This is a genomic window from Bradyrhizobium sp. USDA 4451, from assembly GCF_054822585.1.
In genome coordinates this window covers 1,633,724-1,655,112 of the sequence record NZ_JBTRCH010000001.1, presented here as the reverse complement: position 1 = coordinate 1,655,112, position 21,389 = coordinate 1,633,724, and the positions used below count along the sequence as shown (strand labels likewise).

Annotated in this window: 22 protein-coding genes; 11 read left to right on the top strand and 11 right to left on the bottom strand. The window is 64.5% G+C overall.

From position 1 onward, the window contains the following. Window positions 1–117: 117 nt before the first annotated feature. From typA to ACVMB0_RS07570, 6 genes are all read right to left on the bottom strand, one after another. Complete coding sequence (typA, locus tag ACVMB0_RS07595; protein WP_461345813.1) at window positions 118–1,944, bottom strand: translational GTPase TypA; 1,827 nt, start codon at window positions 1,942–1,944, stop codon at window positions 118–120. Window positions 1,945–2,227: 283 nt separating this feature from the next. Continuing rightward, the gene (locus ACVMB0_RS07590) at window positions 2,228–2,467 is read right to left on the bottom strand and encodes a hypothetical protein (RefSeq protein ID WP_461345812.1); all 240 of its coding nucleotides are present in this window, start codon (window positions 2,465–2,467) and stop codon (window positions 2,228–2,230) included. Beyond that, window positions 2,464–2,745 carry a hypothetical protein gene (locus tag ACVMB0_RS07585; protein WP_456751433.1) on the bottom strand — a complete coding sequence of 94 codons (282 nt, stop codon included), beginning with the start codon at window positions 2,743–2,745 and terminating at the stop codon, window positions 2,464–2,466. The genes ACVMB0_RS07590 and ACVMB0_RS07585 overlap by 4 nt, the downstream gene beginning before the upstream one ends. Further along, on the bottom strand, window positions 2,742–4,187 hold the full coding sequence (locus ACVMB0_RS07580) for a radical SAM protein (RefSeq protein WP_461345811.1): 1,446 nt from the start codon (window positions 4,185–4,187) through the stop codon (window positions 2,742–2,744). The genes ACVMB0_RS07585 and ACVMB0_RS07580 overlap by 4 nt, the downstream gene beginning before the upstream one ends. Then, window positions 4,168–4,887 carry a prolipoprotein diacylglyceryl transferase gene (locus ACVMB0_RS07575; protein ID WP_461345810.1) on the bottom strand — a complete coding sequence of 240 codons (720 nt, stop codon included), beginning with the start codon at window positions 4,885–4,887 and terminating at the stop codon, window positions 4,168–4,170. The genes ACVMB0_RS07580 and ACVMB0_RS07575 overlap by 20 nt, the downstream gene beginning before the upstream one ends. Before the next feature lie 201 nt (window positions 4,888–5,088). Continuing rightward, entirely contained in the window at window positions 5,089–5,853 is a 765-nt protein-coding gene (locus ACVMB0_RS07570) for a Crp/Fnr family transcriptional regulator (protein ID WP_456751436.1), read from the bottom strand. Between the two features lie 199 nt (window positions 5,854–6,052). Here ACVMB0_RS07570 and ACVMB0_RS07565 point away from each other — a divergent pair, with 199 nt between their 5' ends. Both ACVMB0_RS07565 and ACVMB0_RS07560 read left to right on the top strand, forming a co-directional pair. Next, on the top strand, window positions 6,053–6,424 hold the full coding sequence (locus ACVMB0_RS07565) for a response regulator (RefSeq protein ID WP_461345809.1): 372 nt from the start codon (window positions 6,053–6,055) through the stop codon (window positions 6,422–6,424). Between the two features lie 87 nt (window positions 6,425–6,511). Next, window positions 6,512–7,624 carry a hypothetical protein gene (locus tag ACVMB0_RS07560; protein ID WP_461345808.1) on the top strand — a complete coding sequence of 371 codons (1,113 nt, stop codon included), beginning with the start codon at window positions 6,512–6,514 and terminating at the stop codon, window positions 7,622–7,624. Between the two features lie 13 nt (window positions 7,625–7,637). Here the strand turns inward: ACVMB0_RS07560 and ACVMB0_RS07555 are convergent, their stop codons facing one another. From ACVMB0_RS07555 to ACVMB0_RS07545, 3 genes are all read right to left on the bottom strand, one after another. After that, complete coding sequence (locus ACVMB0_RS07555) at window positions 7,638–8,570, bottom strand: N-acetylmuramoyl-L-alanine amidase (protein ID WP_461349616.1); 933 nt, start codon at window positions 8,568–8,570, stop codon at window positions 7,638–7,640. 214 nt (window positions 8,571–8,784) lie between these two features. Beyond that, entirely contained in the window at window positions 8,785–10,347 is a 1,563-nt protein-coding gene (locus tag ACVMB0_RS07550) for an alkaline phosphatase D family protein (protein WP_461345807.1), read from the bottom strand. A gap of 214 nt (window positions 10,348–10,561) precedes the next feature. Then, window positions 10,562–11,965 carry a TAXI family TRAP transporter solute-binding subunit gene (locus ACVMB0_RS07545; RefSeq protein ID WP_456751441.1) on the bottom strand — a complete coding sequence of 468 codons (1,404 nt, stop codon included), beginning with the start codon at window positions 11,963–11,965 and terminating at the stop codon, window positions 10,562–10,564. Between the two features lie 211 nt (window positions 11,966–12,176). On the opposite strand from ACVMB0_RS07545, the gene ACVMB0_RS07540 reads away from it, so the two are divergent. Both ACVMB0_RS07540 and ACVMB0_RS07535 read left to right on the top strand, forming a co-directional pair. Continuing rightward, complete coding sequence (locus ACVMB0_RS07540; protein ID WP_456751442.1) at window positions 12,177–12,482, top strand: 4a-hydroxytetrahydrobiopterin dehydratase; 306 nt, start codon at window positions 12,177–12,179, stop codon at window positions 12,480–12,482. 94 nt (window positions 12,483–12,576) lie between these two features. Beyond that, on the top strand, window positions 12,577–12,954 hold the full coding sequence (locus ACVMB0_RS07535) for a YkvA family protein (protein WP_461345806.1): 378 nt from the start codon (window positions 12,577–12,579) through the stop codon (window positions 12,952–12,954). 292 nt (window positions 12,955–13,246) lie between these two features. Here ACVMB0_RS07535 and ACVMB0_RS07530 read toward each other — a convergent pair whose 3' ends face one another. Continuing rightward, a complete protein-coding gene (locus ACVMB0_RS07530) occupies window positions 13,247–14,227 on the bottom strand; it encodes an NADPH:quinone oxidoreductase family protein (protein ID WP_461345805.1) in 981 nt (326 codons plus the stop codon). Window positions 14,228–14,317: 90 nt separating this feature from the next. Here ACVMB0_RS07530 and ACVMB0_RS07525 point away from each other — a divergent pair, with 90 nt between their 5' ends. From ACVMB0_RS07525 to argG, 6 genes are all read left to right on the top strand, one after another. Next, complete coding sequence (locus ACVMB0_RS07525) at window positions 14,318–15,157, top strand: SDR family oxidoreductase (protein ID WP_461345804.1); 840 nt, start codon at window positions 14,318–14,320, stop codon at window positions 15,155–15,157. A 189-nt stretch (window positions 15,158–15,346) separates the two neighbouring features. Continuing rightward, window positions 15,347–15,934: an invasion associated locus B family protein gene (locus ACVMB0_RS07520; protein WP_461345803.1), complete on the top strand. Its 588-nt coding sequence runs from the start codon at window positions 15,347–15,349 to the stop codon at window positions 15,932–15,934. A gap of 75 nt (window positions 15,935–16,009) precedes the next feature. Beyond that, window positions 16,010–17,224: a dual-specificity RNA methyltransferase RlmN gene (gene rlmN, locus ACVMB0_RS07515; protein WP_461345802.1), complete on the top strand. Its 1,215-nt coding sequence runs from the start codon at window positions 16,010–16,012 to the stop codon at window positions 17,222–17,224. Between the two features lie 116 nt (window positions 17,225–17,340). After that, window positions 17,341–17,826, top strand: coding sequence for a hypothetical protein (locus tag ACVMB0_RS07510; RefSeq protein WP_456751448.1), 486 nt, complete (start codon window positions 17,341–17,343; stop codon window positions 17,824–17,826). 39 nt (window positions 17,827–17,865) lie between these two features. Continuing rightward, entirely contained in the window at window positions 17,866–18,648 is a 783-nt protein-coding gene (locus ACVMB0_RS07505) for a phosphatase PAP2 family protein (protein WP_461345801.1), read from the top strand. Between the two features lie 90 nt (window positions 18,649–18,738). Beyond that, complete coding sequence (gene argG, locus ACVMB0_RS07500; protein WP_461345800.1) at window positions 18,739–20,076, top strand: argininosuccinate synthase; 1,338 nt, start codon at window positions 18,739–18,741, stop codon at window positions 20,074–20,076. A gap of 165 nt (window positions 20,077–20,241) precedes the next feature. Here argG and ACVMB0_RS07495 read toward each other — a convergent pair whose 3' ends face one another. Next, on the bottom strand, window positions 20,242–20,829 hold the full coding sequence (locus ACVMB0_RS07495; RefSeq protein WP_461345799.1) for a TetR/AcrR family transcriptional regulator: 588 nt from the start codon (window positions 20,827–20,829) through the stop codon (window positions 20,242–20,244). Between the two features lie 151 nt (window positions 20,830–20,980). Between ACVMB0_RS07495 and ACVMB0_RS07490 the strand changes: the two genes are divergently transcribed. Beyond that, window positions 20,981–21,346, top strand: coding sequence for a nuclear transport factor 2-like protein (locus ACVMB0_RS07490; protein ID WP_456751452.1), 366 nt, complete (start codon window positions 20,981–20,983; stop codon window positions 21,344–21,346). Window positions 21,347–21,389 lie beyond the last annotated feature (43 nt).

Here is a 21,389-nt window from a genome sequence, read left to right as displayed (position 1 = left end):
TCACCCGCGAAAGCGGGTGATCCAGTATTCCAGAGGCAGCTGTGATTTTACGGATGAGCCGCGGCGTACTGGATGCCCCGGTCGAGCCGGGGCATGACAGTTTCTATGTGGGACCGCTTACGCCACCGCTTCCTTGGCCTTCTCGGCACGCTTGCGGTCGTTCGGGTCGAGGTGCTTCTTGCGCAGCCGGATCGACTTCGGCGTCACCTCGACGAGCTCGTCGTCCTCGATATAGGCCAGCGCCTTTTCCAGGGTCATGCGGATCGGCGGGGTCAGGCGCACCGCTTCGTCCTTCGAGGTGGTGCGGATGTTGGTGAGCTGCTTGCCCTTCAGAACATTGATCTCGAGATCATTGTCGCGGGTGTGCTCGCCGACGATCATGCCCTTGTAGACCTTCCAGCCCGGCTCGATCATCATCGGGCCGCGGTCTTCCAGCTTGAACATCGCATAGGCCACCGCTTCGCCCTGGTCATTGGAGATCAGGACGCCGTTGCGGCGGCCCTGGATCTCGCCCTTGTAGGCGGCATAGCCGTGGAAGATGCGGTTCATGATCGCGGTGCCGCGGGTGTCGGTGAGCAGTTCGCCCTGGTAGCCGATCAGGCCGCGGGTCGGCGCGTAGAACACCAGCCGCAGGCGGTTGCCGCCGGACGGGCGCATCTCGATCATCTCGGCCTTGCGCTCGCTCATCTTCTGCACGACGACGCCGGAATGCTCCTCGTCGACGTCGATCACGACCTCCTCGATGGGCTCCTGCCAGCCGCCGGTCGCCTCGTCCTTCTGCAGCACGACGCGCGGGCGCGACACCGAGAGCTCGAAACCCTCGCGGCGCATGGTCTCGATCAGGATCGCGAGCTGCAATTCGCCGCGGCCGGAGACTTCCATGGAATCCTTGTCGGCGGCCTCGACGACGCGCAGCGCGACATTGCCCTCGGCCTCGCGCAGCAGGCGGTCGCGGATCATGCGCGAGGTCACCTTGTCGCCTTCGGTGCCGGCGAGCGGCGAGTTGTTGACGATGAACGACATCGAGACCGTCGGCGGATCGATCGGCTGCGCCGGCAGCGGCGTCTCGACCGAGGGGTCGCAGAAGGTGTCGGCGACGGTGCCCTTGGTGAGGCCCGCGATCGCGACGATGTCGCCGGCCTCGGCCTCTTCGAGCGGGGTGCGCTCGAGGCCGCGGAAGGCGAGGATCTTGGTCAGGCGGCCGCTCTCGATCAGCTTGCCGTCGGCGCCCAGCACCTTGACCTGCTGGTTCGGCTTGATCGAGCCGGAGGAGATCCGCCCGGTGATGATGCGGCCGAGATAGGGATTGGCCTCGAGGATGGTGCCGATCATGCGGAACGGACCTTGCTCGACCTTCGGCGGCTCGACATGGCGCACGATCAAGTCGAACAGCGGCTGCATGCCGAGGTCCTTCGGACCCTCCGGGCTCTCCGCCATCCAGCCCTGCTTGGCCGACCCGTACAGGATCGGGAAATCGAGCTGCTCCTCAGAGGCATCGAGCGCCGCGAACAGGTCGAACACCTCGTTGATGACTTCGGTCGGGCGGGCGTCCGGACGGTCGACCTTGTTGATCACGACGATCGGCTTCAGGCCGATCTTGAGCGCCTTCGACACCACGAACTTGGTCTGCGGCAGCGGACCCTCGGCGGCGTCGACCAGCACCAGTGCGCCATCAACCATGTTGAGGATGCGCTCGACCTCACCGCCGAAATCGGCGTGGCCGGGGGTGTCGACGATGTTGATGCGGATATCCTTCCACTGCACCGAGGCGGCTTTGGCCAGGATGGTGATGCCGCGCTCGCGCTCCAGGTCGTTGGAGTCCATGGCGCGTTCGGTGACCTTCTGGTTCTCACGGAAGGTGCCGGATTGCTGCAGCAGGCGGTCGACGAGGGTGGTCTTGCCGTGGTCGACGTGGGCGATGATGGCGACGTTGCGAAGGTTCATGGCTCTTCTTCTGGTCGTGCAATGGTCAGATGCGCGATCTCGCCGGACCGATTTTGGCCGGCCGCTCGCTCGCGTGGCCCAATCGGGGCCCGGATCACGCTCATACCCAAGAAATTTGACGGGGACGCATCACCCCAAAAAGGAAGCCCGGTCTTAAGGACCGGGCACCTTGCGCGTTGCGGCGCAATATAGTCAGAAAACGCCAAAAAACAATGGTTTATTGGTCGTTTGGAGGGCTGATTTGGTTGCGGAAGCCGGCCTTAAGGGGCTTTTCTGGGTCGATTCAGCCCCGTTTCTGCGCCCGGGCAAACACGATCAGCCCGAGTCCAACAAGCGCAACCAGCACCGAGACCCCGGTGAGCGGGTCGTTTGACCCACCCAAGGTGACATTGAGGACCACGCAGAGGGCGCCCGGGATCAGCAGCAGCACCCCCACGATCAGCATGAAGATCATGCAGCCGGGCGGCAACCGTGGTTCCTGCCGCGGCGGTTCTGTCGACGACGGTTGGTCCAGATTGCTCATGGGCTCCCCTTGATCGCGGCGCGGATCAGCATCACGCCGGCAAAGCAGACCGCCAGCCCGAGCAGGATCAGAAAGAAGATCGAGGGATCGGGCCGCGACCAGTTCATGCCGCCGAACCCGAACAGCAGGGCACAGAGCCCGGGCAGCAGCAGGAACACCCCGAACAGCGCCATAAAGGCGGTCGCGCAGCCGCTGCGTGGCGGCTGCGCCGGCGGGACGTATTGATAGGGCAGCTCCGGTGGCGCAGGCGGGAGCGGCGGTGGATTGGCCTCGCTCATCGCGGCACCTGCTCGCTCTGCCGTGTTTCGCGATAGGTCTGGCCGGCCAGCGCGGCGCGGATGCCGTCGATCAGCCCATTGCGGTAGAACAGGTTGTAGGTGTCGAACGGGATGATCGCGCCGCTCTCGGTGACGAAGTGGATGCAGCTTCGCTTGACGTTGCCGACGCAGAAATTGAAGCGATCGAGGAATTGCACGATGGTGACGCGGAACACGTTCTCGTAGCTGAGGCCCTCAGGCACCTCGAAGCTCGGCAGGCAGCACAGCAGCTCGCAGACGCGCTCGCTCGTGTTGTGCGGCCCCGACGACAGCGAGAACAAATCGACGAACTTCTCCCGCAGCGCCGGATATTTCTCCGGGCTGATGGTGTTGGGCATCACGGCGATCAGCTGATCCTGCGGGATCAGCGAGGTCAGCGGCAGCACCTTGTCGCCGTTGCGCAGGCCGTAGCCGATCGAGATGCTCTCGGGGTTGCAGGGCAGCGGGATCATGTCGTTGGCGCCGAACACCCCGGTGTCGATCACCCGCTTTCGGATCTCCGACAGCATGATGCGGTCGGTGTCCTTGTTGAAATCCTCGTTGCGGCCGGCGTCCTGCACCGGTTGCAAGGTGACGCCGCGGACGCATTTCCAGCTCAGCGCATGGCGGACGATGTCGCCGATCTCGGCATCATTGACGCCGCGCTTGATGGTGGCGACCAGCGTGGTCGAGATGCCTTCGCGCTCGAGATTCTCCAGCGCCTGCTGGCGGATTTTTCGCAAGTCCGCGCCGCGCAGATTGACCAGAGCCTCGCGCTTCAGCGAATCGAATTGCAGATAGACCTCCAGCCCGCGCTTGTTCTCGGCGAGCTTGGCCACGAAATCGGGCTCGCGTGCGATCCTGAGGCCGTTGGTGTTGATCATGACATGGCGGATCGGGCGGGCGCGCACCGCATCCAGGATCGCGAAGAAGTCCGGGTGCAGCGTCGGCTCGCCGCCGGAAATCTGCACCAGATCAGGCTCGCCCTCGCTTGCCACCAGCGCGTCCAGCATCTTCTCGATCTTCGCCAGCGGCGTGAAGCTTGAGCGTGCCGGCGAGGAATTCGCAAAGCACACCGGGCAGGTCAGGTTGCAGTGCTCGGTGATCTCGATCAGCGCCAGGCAGGAATGCTGCTCGTGGTCCGGGCACAGCCCGCAATCATAGGGGCAGCCGAATTCGGTGTGGCGCTGGAAGGCGAGCGGCCGGTCGCCCGGCTTGATGAAGTCCTTGCACAGCCGCCAATAGGCCGAATCCGTCGAGACCAGCGTCGACTGCACGCCGTGCTGCTTGCAGCGCTTCTCATACCAGACCTCGTTGCCTGATATCTGGATCTTGGTCGGCACCAGGGTCAGGCAGGTTTCGCAGAGCGACTGGGTCTGACCCCAGAAGATGTAGGGGCGTGCCTTACGCAGCGGCGCGTTCATGCTTCACACTCACATCTGGTGCCGTCGCCAGCATGACGGCGGCATAAATCATGACAAACAGCGATAGCAGGTGGAACAGCGAGAACGGGCCGATCAGTGCGCCATAGGGCTTGATGAACTCCCACAGGAAGCGCTGCAGCCCGTAGTAGAACAGCACGAGGTAGAATCCATTGGTGATGACAGCGGCGTTGCGGTTCAATACGGCCCACACATAGAAGACCGCGAACGCGGCCATCGCCAGGCTTTCATAGAGCTGCACCGGATGGCGCAGCACGCCGTCGCCGAAATCATGGCCCCAGGGCAGCGTGGTCGGCGTGCCGTAGGTGAAGTCCTCGAGCCCCGCGAAATAGCAGCCGAGCCGGCCGACTGCGACGCCGATCGCAAGCGGCAGCGCGAAGCGCGCCCCGGTGCGCAGCGTCATGCCGTGCAGCCATTTGTAGAGCTCGATCGCGACGATGCCGCCGGCCAGCGCGCCCTCGACCGAGCGGGCGATGCCGGGCATGCCGGAGAACCACAGGTTCAGCGTGCCGAAGATGTAGGCGCCGATGCCGGCACCGAACACCAGCGCCGCGATGTAGGGCAGCTCGAACGATTGCCGGGCGAATTGCAGCCCGCGCTGGCGCGACAGCCACCACATCGCGAGCGCGGCCGCGCCCCATGCTGCGACGTCGAAGACGGCGTGAAGTTCAGCCCCACTCATGAGGCGAGTGTAGCGTGATTTTCGCGGCCTGCGATAGCTATGCTCCCTCTCCCTGTTCTTACGGGGAGAGGGTTGGGGTGAGGGGCATCCATCCGGCGAGCACCTCGCAGCTTGTTGAGCAGTGTGCCTCGCCCCTCACCCGGATCGCCAGAGCGATCCGACCGACCTCTCCCCGCAAAGAGCGGGGAGAGGTAAGTGGGACTAATTCGCAGGGTTGTCCTCGCTCGGATAGACCCCGCGCAGCACTTCCTCGAAGTGATCCTTCACCGCCTCGTTGCACTGGCAGGAGCGCAGCCGGAGCTTGTCCGGATCGCGGATCACGATCGCGCCGCGGCGGGTGTCCAGCACGCCCTCCGCCTTGAAGTTCTGGATCACCCGGCTGGTGTAGCTGCGGCCGACGCCGAGCAGGGTCGAGAGCTGCTCATGGGTGAGCGGCACCACGCCGTTGCCGTTGGTGCGCTCGATCGCCGAGATGATCCATTTCGCGGCGCGCTGCTCGATCGAGTGGATCGCGTTGCAGGCGGTCGACTGGAAGATCTGCGCCAGCATGCAGTCGGCATAGCGCGCGAAGATGTTGCGCACCGAGATCGATTTCAGCTTGGCGGCGTCGAGCTTGCTGATCGGCAGCCGCGCGAAGGGTCCGCCGAACTTGACGGTGATGCGGGTATAGGCCGGCAGGAATCCCTGGCTGACGATGCCGCCGACTGCGCCCTCGCGGCCGACCAGGATGGTCTCGACATCGCGCCCGTCTTCGTTCGGCACCATGTAGGACGCAAGGCTCGGTCCGCACGGGAAATGCACGGTCTGGACATCGTCGCCGGGATTATAGAGCAGATCGCCGGCATTAGCTTCGACCAGCGCAAGATGCGGCGCGATCAGCTCGTAGTCGACGGCATTGAGCCGGCGCAAAAGATTATTGAACGGCCGGTCGTTCGCCCCGGCCAAATCAGTCGGTTTTGTAATCATTGGAAAATCCTGCCAGCCCAACGCGGACCATACTGAAAAAGTTCCCGTATTTATGTTCACTAGTGAACAGACGCGACCGCGCGCGATGTGATGGGTTTCATATTGGGAACAGCCGGCGCGCCTTCGGGCGCCGGTCGCGGGCCATCGGGCCGGATCGATCCGGCCTCTCATCCATCATTGAAGAAATGGACACCGAGCCATGGACTGCGCTCCCAATGCCATGCCCGGCGACGTTCTGGTCGTCGAGGACGATCCGATCATCGCGCTCTATTTCGAGGACACCATCCTGGGCTTCGGCGTCCGCACGGTGCGGACCGCCGCGAATGTCGCGCGCGCGCTCGAACTGATTGCTGAACGTCCGCCGGATTTCGCCCTGCTCGACGTCGGCCTGGTCGGGGGCGAGAAGACGTTCGCGATCGCCGAGCGGCTCGATACGCTGGAGGTGCCGTTCGCGTTCATCACGGGTTATGGCGCGGATGTCAGGCTGCCGGACTCGCTCGCCGGCAAGCCGCGGCTGACCAAGCCGTGTTCGAGCGAGACGCTCGAGGCCGCGCTGCGCAACGGGCTCTGACGAATTGCCGGCTTCGGCCTCGCCGTCGAAGCGTTCGTCGTCTACGATCCGGGTCGCAAGGATTCGGCGACGCACAGGCAAGCCGTCATGGCGATCAGCACATCTGCCGCTGCGCGTGTAGCAGCGCTCTCCATCGGCCTGCTGCTCGCCTCGGCCGTCGGCGGTGGCTTCGTATCTCGAGCCGTTGCTGAGCCGACCGCATTGTCGAGCGCGCAATCCGCCGCAAGCGAGGCCTACGACAATGCCCTGAAGACCTTCATCTCGATCCTGCGCCAGCGCCGCGCGCAGATCGATTCGAAGCAGCCGCTGCCCAACCTGCCGGGCCAGGCGATCTATCTTGCCCGAGTCGAGATGATGAGCGCCTACAAGGATCTCACCGATGCGTTGCCGTCGCGGATCGGAAGGCCCAACAAACTGGGAATTCCGCCGGCCTATCTCGACGCCGACAATGAGCCGCTGCTCGAGGAGTACAGGAAACTGTTCGACCTCATGGAGGCGCCGCCCGCCGGTGCACAAAGCTCCGAGACGCCGTTCAAGGATGTGGTCGATCTGGCGACCGTGATCGCGCGCGCCAGGGGACTGGATGCCGCTGACGCCGCGACCGCCGGCCGTATCAGCCTCGGGCTGTTCTTTGCCGAGACCAACGGCAAGCAGAACGCGGGAAATGCGCGGTCGAACACCTACAAGGGCAGCCTGCAGACCGGCCCGTCCGAAGATCGCAACGGTCGAAACAAGTGGGCCGCGATCAAGGAATCGATCGCGGCGCTGGATCCGGCGCTGAGCCGCCGCGACGACAAGGAAGAGGCGCGGGCCGGCAACCTCGATCGCAGGTTCAATCACTGGACCGCGGTGCGGGACGGCCTGATGAACGCGCACGCGGACATTTTCCCGCAGGTCCCGGCGATCGCAAAGGCTCTGCCGGATCCGATCGATCAAATGAAGCTGTTCGAATTGATCCAGATCATTCCGACGCCGACGAGAGCTGCGCTGAAATCGGGAAACCTCACAGGTTACAGGATCTCCGATCCCCGGATCATGGGATATCTGCGAAACAACAGCGTCTTCGCTTTCGGCCGGGCCGACCGGGCTCGAACCTCCGCAACCTTCCGCAACATCCTCGATGCGATGTGGCTGTTCAACGCCAAGTTCGAACAGGCGCTTGCCAAATTCAAGGAGATCAAGGCCGGCAAGCCGGAATGACGTCAGCGGCCCGTCAGAGTGGGCCTTGCAGGCTCCATCGCGGCTCGCAGAATTGCTTCGCGGCAGACGCGACGCCGCCGGCGATGATGTTGCGGCGCTCGAGCGAGTCCATTGCGAGTTCTTCGTCCCGGTTGATGATCGAGCCGGCCTCCAGCAGCACGGCGGGCATTGCGGTCTTTCGCAGCACGATCAGCTCGTCATAGCTGTAGACGCCGGTGTCCTTGTTCAGCAGCGGATGCTGGTTGCTGCCCATGATCGGCTGGCTGTACTGCTCGGCATAGTGCAGGCCTTGGGCCTTCATTTCTCCGGCGAGCAGTTCGGCAAACCGCAGGCTCATCTTGAAGTCCGGATTTTCCCGCGAGACGAACACGGAGTAACCGCTGAAGCGGTCGCTGAAGTGGCTTTTCTTGCCCTCGAATTCCCAGTCCTCGAGCATCTTGTTGGGCACGGAGTCATGGTGGATCGACAGCAGCAGATCGGCGTGCAGATTGCCGGCGCTGGCGACCCGCTTGAACAGGCTGGGTCGCGCCTTGCCCTCGGTCAGCAGCAGCCTGGTTTCGGCAAAACCTTCGGCCTTCAATCTCTCCTCGATCAGCTTCGCAAGCCGCAGGTTGAAGGTGAACTCGGCAACATTCCGCGCGCTGATCGCACCTTCCGATTCGGCGGTATGTCCGACGTCCAGCACGATCCGGAATGTCGCGGGATCGCATGTGACTGCGGCCGGCTTGAGCCCTGAAAGCGGCAGGGTGACTGGGCCAAGGGCGGCCAGTCGCGTGGCGCGGTGTTTGGGCGGGGAGCGGTGCCTCGCCAATCTGGCCGGCCTGGTGGCCTTCGCGCGCTTTGGCGATTTGGCATGTTTGGGTGAGCTCTTGAAGAGATCGGGCAGCCAGCCGGCATCACCGGCTCCGATCGGCAGCAGTGCGAACACCGCGATCGTAACGACCAACAAGCGGCGAGACCGAAACCTCGCGACGATACCACCGAGCACGCGAAAGAATTCGCAGCGCCTCATGCTCCGCCCCTCCGGGCCCCCAGCATAACGGCTCTGATATCGGTACCGGAAGAGGCCGAGGACGTCCATCCCCGGCAATCATGTTGCCTCGCCCTGGAGCGAGGCCGTCAGAACAAGGGAGTCCGGTTCCGCCGCGGCAGCGACCTGGTCACACCGGCTTCGGGTCGAGCGTGATCGCCCACAGCTCGGCGTCGACGCGGTCGCGCAGGCTCACCGTCATTTGCCCGCTCTTGCCGTCGATCTTGACGTGGCCGAAGAACTGCATGCCGGCCGACGGCGGCAGGTTCTGGTTGGCTTCGCCCGGCGCCTTGACGAAACTCACCTCGGGACCAAACGTGTTGTCGAGCTCGTTCGGGCCGAACGTGCCGGCATGCAGCGGGCCGGAGACGAATTCCCAGAACGGATCGAACTCCTGGAACTGGGCCTTGTTCGGATTGTAGTAGTGCGCGGCCGCGTAGTGCACGTCGGCGGTCAGCCACACCGTGTTGACGATCCCTGCGGTCTTGATGAAGCGCAGGATGTCGGCGATCTCGAGCTCGCGGCCTCGCGCCGGACCGTCGCCCTGCGCAAACGCTTCCGAGCCCTTCTTGTTGGTCGCATCATCATAGACGATCAGCGACAGCGGCATGTCGGAGGCGATCACCTTCCAGGTGGCGCGCGAGTTGTGCAGCGCGCGCTTCAGCCAGGCCATCTGGTCCGGCCCGATGAAATAGGCGTCGGGACCGTAAGTCTCCTGCAGGTTCGGACCGTTCGGACCGCGATAGCTGCGCTCGTCGAGCATGAACACGTCGAGATGTGGGCCGTAGCTCAGGGTGCGATAGACCCGGCCCGGTTCGACGATGCTCTCGCGCATCGGATACATCTCGTGGAACGCCTTCGCCGCGCGCGCGGCGAGCACCGTGATGTCGCGCTCCTTGTAGGCCGCCGGCAGCTGCTTCGACAGCGACCAGTTGTTGGTCACCTCGTGATCGTCCCATTGCACGAAGATCGGCACCTCGGCATTGAAGGCGCGCACATTGGAATCGAGGAAATTGTATTTGTGCGCGGCGCGGTATTCGTCGAGCGTCTCGGCGACCTTGGCCTTCTCCGGGATCGTGATGTTCTTCCAGATCTTGCCGTCCGGGAGCTTCACCTCGGACGGGATCACGCCGTCGGCGTAGATGGTGTCGCCGGAGTGCAGCAGGAAATCCGGGTTGTGCTTCTTCATCGCGGCGAAGGTGATCATGCCACCGTCGTCGGGGTTGATGCCCCAGCCCTGGCCGGCAACGTCGCCGCCCCATACGAAGGAGACGTCGCGGCGGTCGCTCGGCGCGGTGCGGAAGCGGCCGACCACGGGCTCGCCGACCACGTCGATATGGGCGAGGTCGCGGAAGCGGACGCGGTAGAAGATGTCCTGGCCGGAGGGCAGGTTCTCCAGCAGCATCTTTGCGGTGAAGTCGCTCTCCGGCAGCGCCGTGATCGGCGGCAGCGCGCGAGCGTCCTTGAACGATTCGGTGGTCGCGACCTCGACCATCATCTGCGACGGCCGGTCCGCCCGCGCCCACACCACGCCGCCGTCGACGCCGACATCGCCGGACTGCACGCCATGGGTGATGACGGGACGATCCGCCGCGCGCGACAGATAAGGCATCGCGACCACGCCGGCACCGGCCGCAGCCGCCGTCGAGAGAAAGCGTCGGCGGGTGAGATTTCGCGAGAACCGGATCGTCATGGGGTCTCCTCAAGGTCACAGCGACACTGCGCCGCGGGCGTGCCAAGACCTAGAAAAATTCCATGACGGTGAGATTACAGGGATGCGCGCAAGATATCGGAGTCAGCCTTTGTAAGGTGAGCACGCCTGTCAGGCTCCCTCCCCCTTGCGGGTCCCGCAAGGGGGGAGGGAACCCTGCCGCCGGTGATTCCCTCACGCGAGGAACGTGGATGGCTTACGCCGTCCCCGCCGCCCTGAACTGCGTCGCAGTCCGTTGCAAATTCTGCGGCATGCTCAGCAGCAGGGCCTTGCGGTCGGCGACCGCGTTGTGGAACTGCTCTAGCGCGATGTTGAACGCGGTCAGGGTGCCTTCCTCGATGGCGCCATGCTCGAAGCAGTCGAGCGTGTGGCGCAGGATGTCGTCGGCTTCGGCCTGCATCTGGTCGAGCTCTTCGGTCGAATCGCTTTGCCGCGCGGCCTTCAGCATCTCCAGTAGGCGTTCGCGCTGCGAGGTGTTGGTGTTGCGCTCGTCCTGCTTGAGATAGCCGGCGAACCAGGCGCCGGCGGAGCCCATCGCCGAGAATGCCATCAGGCTCCACCAGATGTAATCGCTGTAGCGATCGAGGAAGGTCTTCTCCTCGCCGTCGACGAAGGCGGCCGCGCCCGGATGTACCGGGATGGTGGCGTCCTTGTCGGTGTCGGGGGTTTCGATCTTGGCGGCGAGCGGGAAGTCGTTCTTCAGCGATTGCCGGATCGCGAACAATTGCCGGGTGAAGGCCGCGACGGTCGAGTCCGACAGGCCTTTTCGTGCGACGATGTGATGGGAGAAGCTGATCGTCTTCACCTCGTCGTCCGGCCGGTCGGCCGAGCCGAGCGAGCCGGCGGGAATTTCCGCGGCCTCATAGGCCGGATGGTTTTGCGCGATCGCCTCCGACGCGTCGATCGCGAGGAAGGTGGGCTCGCCGCCGTCCTTGACCGATGCCGTGATCGCATCGATCGTGATCTTGCTGTTGGCCGGGCCGACCGCGAGATAGGCGTCGGCCTTCAGGTTCTTGATCGCCTCGGCCGCTTCATTGGCCGGGAACTGCACGATCTCGACCTTCATCGGGTCGACGCCATATTGCGTCAGGATCAGCTTGAGCAAATTGACATTGGCCGGCGTCCGTCCGACGACGCCGATCTTGCGGCCGGAAAGCTGCGCGATCTTGGTGATTTTGGCAGACTTCCGGACCTTGCCCTTGGCGGGCGGCACCCACATCACCACGACGTTCTTGCGCAACGTCGCGACCGCCTGCGCATTCTTCGGCACTTCGAGGTCGCCGCGGATGATGGCGAGATCGGCCTTGCCGTCGGCCAGCGTCTGCGCGCTGGCGGTGGCGCCGTCGGTCTGCACTGGTCGGAGCTTGACCTGGGTGTGCTGCTGGTTGTTGAAGGCCTGGGCCAGCGCCTGCACGACCTTGACGTCATCGCTGTTCGCTGGGCCGACCGCGATCCGCAGCGTCACCGGGCGCACCGCGAAATAATATCCGGCAGCCGTCGCGCCGATGATGGCGAGCGCGCCGGCGATCAAAACGAACATCAGCCGGCGCTTGGCCGAACGCGGCGGCTTGGGCGATATGCTGGCGGAGCCGTCTGTCATCGATCTCGCAAACAAACGTCGGGGCTCAATCTCGTAAAACTACCAACGTGCATACATCCTGTATTTGTAGCAAATTCCTGAACGGACAGATGTTACATCTGCGTCATGGTTACCAGCGGCGATAGGACGCGATTTCGGCCTTAATTTTGGCGTGGATCCCGCCCCGGAGGCCGGTCGTTAGGTTAAGGTCGGGCCAAACGGGAGGGTACCCATGGTCGAGAAGCTGTCAGCGGAAGCAAGAAAGGCCGCGCTTTGGGAACTGGCCGGCTGGTCGGAGCCCGCCGGACGCGAGGCGATCGCAAAGACCTTCGTGTTCAAGGACTTCAACGAGGCATTCGGCTTCATGGCGCGCGCCGCTTTGGTCGCCGAGAAGAGCGACCATCACCCTGAATGGAAGAACGTCTACAAGACGGTCGAGGTCGTGCTGGCGACCCACGATGTCGGAGGGGTGACCAAGCGCGACATCGATCTCGCCAAGGCCATGAACGCGATCGCACGGCAGCTCGGGGTCAATTGAGCCGACGGATCGGCAACCTTGCACCGGGTGGCCGACATCCCCAGATTCGTAATCGTCCGCCGCTGAACTGACGCGGCGTCGAGGAACCCTTGCAATGGCAACGTCCGACACCGGCGTGGGATTTGGGCCTGCCGACCGGCTGGCGCAGGACCCCGAAAGCGTGCGCCGCCGCTTCTGGATCAAGTTCAAGAAAGTGGTCGCCCGCCTGCCCTTCGCCGAGGACCTACTGGCCGCCTATTACTGCGCCTTCGACCGGCAGACGCCGCGCCATGTCCAGGCCGCGCTGCTCGGCGCCATCGCCTATTTCATCCTGCCGTTCGATTTCATCCCGGACATGCTGCCGGTGCTCGGCTTCACCGACGATGCCGCCGTGCTCGCCACCGCGATCCGCATGGTGGCAAGCCACATCACGCCCGAGCACCGCGAAGCCGCCCGCGCAGCGCTGAAGCGCGGGGTGCCTGAAGAGGAGTAGCGCCACAGGCGTAGCCCGGATGAAGCGAAGCGCAATCCGGGGCCGCTCTAATCGCGAATGGTCCAACCCCGGATAACCCCGGATTTCGCTTCGCTGCATCCGGGCTACTAGACTTTCAACCCGTCATCCTGAGGTGCGAGCTCTTGCGAGCCTCGAAGGATGGACGGCCCCGGTCCGGGCCGTCGACCCTTCGAGACGCGCGGAGCCTGTCATCGGGCCGCGCTTTGCGCGGACCCGGTGGCGCTCCCCAGGGTGACGGAGATAGTTAGGAGCCTGCGGTTCAGCGTTGCCTTCAGCTGCCCGGATGCAGGATCACCTTGCCCATTGCCTTGCGGCCGGCCAGCACCTTCAACGCTTCCGCGGTCTGCGACAGCGGGAAGGTGCGGTCGACATGCGAGGAGATCTTGCCTTCCGCGGTCCACTGCACGAGCTTCTCGAGGTTCTTGCGGTTCTTCTCCGGATTCTGCCGCGCCCACGCGCCCCAGAACACGCCGCGGATATCGCAGCCCTTCAGCAGCGCGAGGTTGAGCGGAATCTTCGGAATGTCGCCGGCGGCAAAGCCGATCACCAGGAAGCGGCCTTCCCATGCGGTCGAGCGCAACGCGGCTTCGGCATAGGCGCCGCCGACCGGATCGAACACGATGTCGGCGCCCTTGCCGTCGGTCAGCTTGCGCAGGCCCTCTTTCAGATCCTCCTTGGCGTAGTTCAGCGTCAGCTCGGCGCCATGCTGCTTGGCGAAGGCGAGCTTCTCGTCCGACGAGGCGCACGCGATCACCTTGAGGCCCATCAGCTTGCCGAGCTCGCATGCGGCGAGGCCGGTGCCGCCGGCGGCCCCTAACACCGCGAGCGTCTCGCCCGGTTTCGGGCTCGCGCGATCCTCCAGCGCATGCAGCGCGGTGCCGTAGATGATGATGATCCCGGCGGCGCGGTCGTAATCGAGATTGTCGGGAATCTTCACGATCGAATTCGCAGGCAGCGCGATCTTGTCGCGCGCGCCGTTGTGGCCGCAGGATGCGACGACACGGTCGCCGACCTTCAGATCAGTGACGCCGGCGCCGACGCTTTCGATCACGCCGGCGACTTCGGCGGCCGGCGAGAACGGGAACGGCGGCTTGATCTGGTACTTGCCCTGGATCATCAGGATGTCGAAGAAATTCAGCGCCGCCGCCTTGATCGCGATCACGGCTTCGCCGGGACCCGCCACCGGATCGGGCACGTCAGCCAGCACGAGATCGTCGGGTTGACAGTATTGCGAGCAGAGGATGGCTTTCATGGACACACCTGAGTTTCGGACGCAAAAAGGACTGAAAGCTTCATGCCGGATTTGCGGCGGAGCGACAATACAGTGCGGAGGGATCAAACTATGTTTGAAAAAGGCCTGCTAGCGAAAAAGCGCATCCTGATCACCGGCGGCGGCTCCGGCCTCGGCGCTGCGATGGGTCGACGCTTTGCCGAACTCGGCGCCGAATTGATCATCTGCGGCCGGCGCGAGGCGCTGCTGGAGGAAACCGCCGCGAAATTCCGCAGCGAGCTCGGCGCCAAGGTCTCCATCGCGCGCTGCGATATCCGCGACGGCGCTGCGGTCGAAGCGATGATGGATCAGATCTGGCAGGACGCGCCGATCGACGTGCTCGTCAACAATGCGGCCGCAACCTTTATTGCGCAGAGCGAACATTTGTCATTCCGCGCGGCGGACGCGATCCTCGCGCCGACACTGCATGGCACGATGTACTGCACGCTCGCCGCCGGCCGCCGCTGGATCGACGGCAAGCACAAGGGCGTGGTGCTCTCGATCCTCTCGACCTCGACCATCACGGGCCGCGCGTTCACGGTGCCGTCGTCGATGGCCAAGACCGCGGTGCTGGCGATGACCAAGAGCCTCGCCGTCGAATGGGGCCCGAAGGGCATCCGCACCGTGGCGATCGCGCCGGGTGCGTTCCCGACGCCAGGGGCGACCGGCCAGCTGCGCCCCGAGGCGCGCGGCGAGACCTGGTCGCATCGCAATCCGCTCGGCCGCGCCGGCGAACATTCCGAGCTCGCCAATCTTGCGACCTTCCTGATCTCCGATCAGGCAGGCTACATCAATGGCGAGATGGTGGTGCAGGACGGCGGCTCGCATTTGCGCAGTTCCGGTGCCGAGGATCTGCTGCAATGGACCGATGCGCAGTGGGAGAGCCAGCGCGCGGCGCGTGCCAAGGGATGAAAAAGGGCTGATGTGCATCAGCAAACAATGAGCGTGCACTAGGAACAGTAGACGCGCGCTGCGGCGTTGGGTCCGCACGCGCATCCAACTGTAACTGCCTTCCCAAAAAAGCGTTTCCCGGTTATCCATCCCGGCCGGCGGAGGGGGAATCGCCGGGCCATCTTGCAGTCACAATGATGGGGGAACCAGTTGGCTGTGCGGCAGATTCTGACATCATTGGCGGCTTGTGGTCTGTGCGGGATCATCACCCTCGCACCGACGCAGGCTGCGCCCAAGAAAGACGCGGCCAAGCCGGTGCCTTCGGCGGCCGCGGCTGCGGCCGGCGGCGCAGAGCCGACGCTGATCGGGCAATTCGGGACCTGGGGCGCCTACACCGCCGCGCCCAACGGCAAGAAGGTGTGCTTCGCGCTCGCCAAGCCGGCGTCGTCGAAGACCAATCCGGCGAACCGGCCACGCGATCCGGCCTATGCCTTCATCTCCACCCGCCCGGCGGAGAAGGTCGTCAACGAAGTCTCGATCATGATCGGCTACACCGTGAAGCCGGGCTCGGAATCGACATTGCAGGTCGGCGGCGGGACCTATGCGATGTATACGCAGGGCGACGGCCTCTGGATCAAGAATGCGGCCGAAGAGGAGCGGATGGTGGAAGCCATGCGCAAATCGGCCGATCTGACGGTCAAAGCCGTCTCGGCCAAGGGAACCGAGACGATCGACACCTTCTCGCTGAAGGGCCTGGCGCAGGCGCTCGACCGGGTGGGCCAGGACTGCCGGCGCTAGAGACGCGACTTAAGGCGTCAGATTGAGGTATTAGGCGGCTTTCCAGCACCGGCTGGAAGGCCTATTTGAGGTTTCATGACCGACACCGTGACCACCAAGGCCGTCTCCGGCGCCAGCGCGCTGGTCGAAAAGGTTCCGCTCGAGACCTATGTGCCGCCGGCCAAGCCGTCGCTGATCGGGCTGTCGCGCGCCGAGATATCGGATCGCCTGGGCGAGATCGGCGTGCAGGCGGGTCAGCGCAAGATGCGCACCCAGCAGCTCTGGAACTGGATGTATTTCCGCGGCGCCCAAAGCTTTGCCGAGATGACCAACGTCTCGAAGGACATGCGCGCCGAGCTCGAGAAGCATTTTACCGTCGACCGTCCCGAGGTCGTCGCCGAGCAGATCTCCAATGACGGCACCCGCAAATGGCTGCTGCGGCTGCCGAGCGGCGACAAGGTCGAGCGGCCGCACGAGGTCGAGTGCGTCTATATCCCCGAGACCGATCGCGGCACGCTGTGTGTGTCCTCGCAGGTCGGCTGCACGCTGAATTGCGCGTTCTGCCACACCGGCACGCAGCGGCTGGTGCGCAACCTCACCGCCGGCGAGATCGTCGGCCAGGTGATGGTGGCGCGCGACCGGCTCAACGACTGGGCCGACCGCGAGGACGGCACCCGCCGCGTCACCAACATCGTGATGATGGGGATGGGCGAGCCGCTGTACAATTTCGACGCGGTGCGCGATGCGCTGTTGATCGTCGCCGACAATGAGGGCATCGGCATTTCCCGCCGCCGCATCACGCTGTCGACCTCGGGCGTGGTGCCGAACATCAAGCGGACGGGTGACGAGATCGGCGTGATGCTCGCGATCTCGCTGCATGCGGTGCGCGACGAATTGCGCAACGAGCTGGTGCCGCTGAATCGCAAATATCCGATCAAGGAACTGTTGCAGGCCTGCCGCGACTATCCCGGCGCGTCCAACGCGCGGCGCATCACCTTCGAATATGTGATGCTCAAGGGCATCAACGATTCGCTCGATGACGCCAGGCTCTTGGTGAAGCTGCTGAAGGGCATTCCGGCCAAGATCAACCTGATCCCGTTCAATCCGTGGCCGGGCACCGCCTATGAATGCTCGGACTGGGAGCAGATCGAGAAATTCTCCGAATACATCTTCAATGCCGGCTATTCCTCGCCGGTGCGCACGCCGCGCGGCCGCGACATCCTCGCCGCCTGCGGCCAGCTCAAGTCGGAGACCGAAAAGCTCTCCGCCCGCGAGCGCCAGGCGCTGCGCGCGATGGCGATGACGGATTGAGAAGTGCTGCCTCCATGCAATCCGTCATTGCGAGGAGCGAAGCGACGAAGCAATCCATGCCTCGGCAAGTGGCGAGATGGATTGCTTCGCTCCGCTCGCAATGACGGGGAGGTAGCATGGCCCTGATCGGCCGCCTGTTCGTCGTCGCGTTCGGCTTCCTGATGTCCTGCTTCGTGGCAGGGATCATCGTGGTCGTCGCGGTGCTGTACCCCGAGATCAGCGATTTCGGCGGCCAGATCGACCAGAGCGCGATCGATATCGTGCTCGGCTTCGGCTTCATCTTCATCTCGGGCTTTGCGCTGCTGCCCGCGCTGATCGTGGTGCTGATCACCGAGGCGTTCTACATCCGAAGCGTGCTGGCCTATGCGGTCGGCGGCGCGATCGTCGGCGCGGCCTGCTATCTCGGCCTGGTCCCGTTCGATCCCGATACGATCCAGTTCCACGGCATCGTACGCCGGCACCTGGAGATCATGACCGGCGCCGGCATCGTCGCCGGCCTGGTCTACTGGCTGATCGCCGGCCGCAGCGCCGGCGCCTGGCGCGAGCCGCGCCGTCCATTACCGCCGCCCCCGCCATTGCCGTCACAATCGCCGCGGCCGTGATGCTTCCCATACCCCATCGCCTCGGCTAAACCGCGCGCCATGAACCGGACCGGACTTTTCATCGCCCTGGCGCTCGCGCTCATCATCGGCATCCTGTTCGGGCTCTATCCCGAGCTCGATCTGAAGCTCGCCGCGCTGTTTTACGACGCCGCGCAGAAAACCTTTCCGTTGAAGCTCGACGCGATCGCCGCTTTTGCGCGCGATGCGGCGATGTGGATCGCGTGGGCGCTGGTGCTGCCGGCGCTCGTGACCATCGTCTGGAAATTCATTCGGCCGGATCGGCCGATGCTGATGTCCGGCCGCGCCGCGGTGTTCCTGCTCACCACGATGCTGCTCTCGGCCGGCGTGCTGACCAACTTCACCTTCAAGAATTATTGGGGCCGGCCGCGCCCGGTGGTCGTGACGCAGTTCGGCGGCGACCTGCAATTCATGCCGTGGTGGGATCCGCGCGGCGGCTGCCCGCGCAACTGCTCGTTCTTCTCCGGCGAGGGCGCCACCGCGTTCTGGACCTATGCGCCGGCGGCGCTGACGCCGCCGGCGTGGCGGCCGCTGGCCTTTGCCGGGGCGACCGTGTTCGGCATCGTCACCAGCGCCCTTCGCATGGCCTTTGGCGGTCATTTCTTCACCGATGTGGCGATCGCGGGCCTGGTGTCGTTCTTCACCGTCTGGCTGTTCTACGCGCTGATCTACCGCTGGGCAGCGACCCGGCTGACCGACGAGGCGGTCGATGCCGCGCTGACGCGCCTTGCAATGCCCGGCTACCGGTGGGTGCAGCGCTGGCGCCGGGGCGGCAAGGCTGCATCCAGCCAGCCCGAAGCCTGATTGGAGCCCGATTAAAGGCGTGCTCCGCTTGCGGAAATTTGATATCGCCAGCCCTGAAACCTGATCCATGTCGACCGATTGGACCGTTCCATGAGTACGATTCTGAAAAGCCTGCCCACCGGCGAAAAAGTCGGCATCGCGTTCTCGGGCGGGCTCGACACCTCGGCGGCGCTGCTCTGGATGAAGCTGAAGGGCGCCAAGGTGTTCGCCTACACCGCCAATCTCGGCCAGCCCGACGAGGCCGACTACGACGCGATCCCGCGCAAGGCGATGGATTTCGGCGCCGAGAAGGCCCGCCTGGTCGATTGCCGCACCCAGCTTGTCCATGAGGGTATCGCCGCGATCCAGTCCGGCGCGTTCCACATCTCGACCGGCGGCATCACCTATTTCAACACCACCCCGCTCGGCCGCGCGGTGACCGGCACGATGCTGGTCGCGGCGATGCAGGAGGACGGCGTCAACATCTGGGGCGACGGCTCGACCTACAAGGGCAACGACATCGAGCGCTTCTACCGCTACGGCCTGCTGACCAACCCGAGCCTGCGCATCTACAAGCCCTGGCTCGACCAGCAGTTCATTGACGAGCTCGGCGGCCGCGCCGAGATGTCGGCGTTCATGACCGCGCAGGGCTTCGCCTACAAGATGAGCGCGGAGAAGGCCTATTCGACCGACAGCAACCTGCTCGGCGCGACCCATGAGGCGAAGGATCTCGAAAGCCTTGCGAGCGGCATCACCATCGTCAACCCGATCATGGGCGTGCCGTTTTGGCGCGCCGATTGCGACGTCAAGGCCGAGAAGGTCGCGGTGCGCTTCGAGGAGGGCCAGCCGGTCGCGCTCAACGGCAAGACGTTCGCCGATCCGGTCGCGCTGTTCCTGGAAGCCAACGCGATCGGCGGCCGCCATGGCCTCGGCATGAGCGACCAGATCGAGAACCGCATCATCGAGGCCAAGAGCCGCGGCGTCTACGAGGCGCCCGGCATGGCGCTGCTGCACATCGCCTATGAGCGTCTGGTCACCGGCATCCACAACGAGGACACGATCGAGCAGTACCGCATCAGCGGCATGCGACTCGGCCGCTTGCTGTACCAGGGCCGCTGGTTCGATTCGCAGGCCTTGATGCTGCGCGAGACCGCGCAGCGCTGGGTGGCGCGCGCCGTCACCGGCGAGGTGACGCTCGAGCTGCGCCGCGGCAACGATTATTCGATCATGAACACCGAGAGCCCGAACCTGACCTATGCGCCGGAGCGGCTCAGCATGGAGAAGGTCGAGGACGCCGCCTTCACGCCGGCCGACCGCATCGGCCAGCTGACCATGCGCAACCTCGACATCTCGGACACCCGCGCCAAGCTCGGCCTCTACAACAAGACCGGATTGATTGCGAGCGGCGAAGGCGCGCAGATCTTCCAGCTCGAGAGCGACAAGGGTTAGGGTCGCGAGCGGCTGATACAAAACTCGTGTCGTCCCGGGCTTGACCCGGGACCCATAACCACGACTGTAAATTGTTGCGCAGTGCTGGGACCCCAGCTCGTACAACAACAACTCCCAGTGGTTATGGGTCCCTGCTTTCGCAGGGACGACGGGAGAGATGTTGCCCTACTTCACCCTCAGCGCATCCAAGAGCGAACGAAACGCCCGCGCGTAATCGGTGCCGGTCTTGCCGATATCGGGCCCGGCTGACACCGCGACTGCCGCCTCCGTCACTGCGCCGAGCAACAGCCGCGCCAGCGGTTCGATCGGCTGCTTCGCGATCACGCCGGCCTCCATCGCCGCCGCCAGCGCGCGCGGAAATTTTCCGCCGAAATGCTTGGCGTCGATCTCGCGCCAGCGTTCCCAGCCGAGCACGGCGGGGCCGTCGCGCAGGATGATGTGGCCGGTCGGGCCCTTCGCGCACGCCGCGAAATAGCCCTGCGTGCCCGCCGCCATCGCCGCGAGTGGATCGTACTCGGCGCGCGAGATGCGGTCGAGATCGGCGACGAGGTCGATCGACACCTGCTCGAACACCGCCTCGAACACCGCCTCTTTCGTTGCGAAGTGGTGATAGACCGCACCCTTGGCGACGCGCGCGCTGGCAGCGATGTCGTCCATCGTCGTCGCGGCAAAGCCGCGCTCGCCAAAAATGCGGCGCGCTGCCTTGACGATCGAGGCTCTGGTCTTCTCGCGCCGCTCGGCCTGGGTTGCCATGGTTCGTTATTGTCTGAGCATGATCTATCGGAAAAACCGCGTCACACTTTTCCGGATCATGCTGTCTAACCCAGTTCCAGCCGCAAGCCAATTGACTTACCGACTAGCAGTCGATAAATACCGACCATCAGTCGGTAAATGGAGAGAGCCCATGCCTTCGCTCAAGACGCTGCAAGCCTTCGCTGACGCGGTCGAGTCCAACGACCATGTCGGCGCCATCAGGAATTTCTACTCGGCCGACGCCCGCACCCAGGAGAACGACGGCGAATGGCGCGTCGGTCGTGAAGCTCTCGCGGCGCGCGAGGCGGCGGTGCTGGCGGCGGTCAGCAGCGTGACGACCACGCGGCTCGGGCCGCTGCTCGTCGACGGCGATCACTCGGCGATCTGCTGGCGGTTCGAGTTCACGGCCAAGGACGGCAAGGTCCGCCGCATGGAGGAGGTCGCCTGGCAGACCTGGCGTGGCGAGGAGCTGATCGAGGAGCGCTTCTTCTACGATCCGGCGCAGATGGCGCGGTGAGGTCACTGACAACACCGCGCTGACGGTGTGCTCCCTCGCCCCG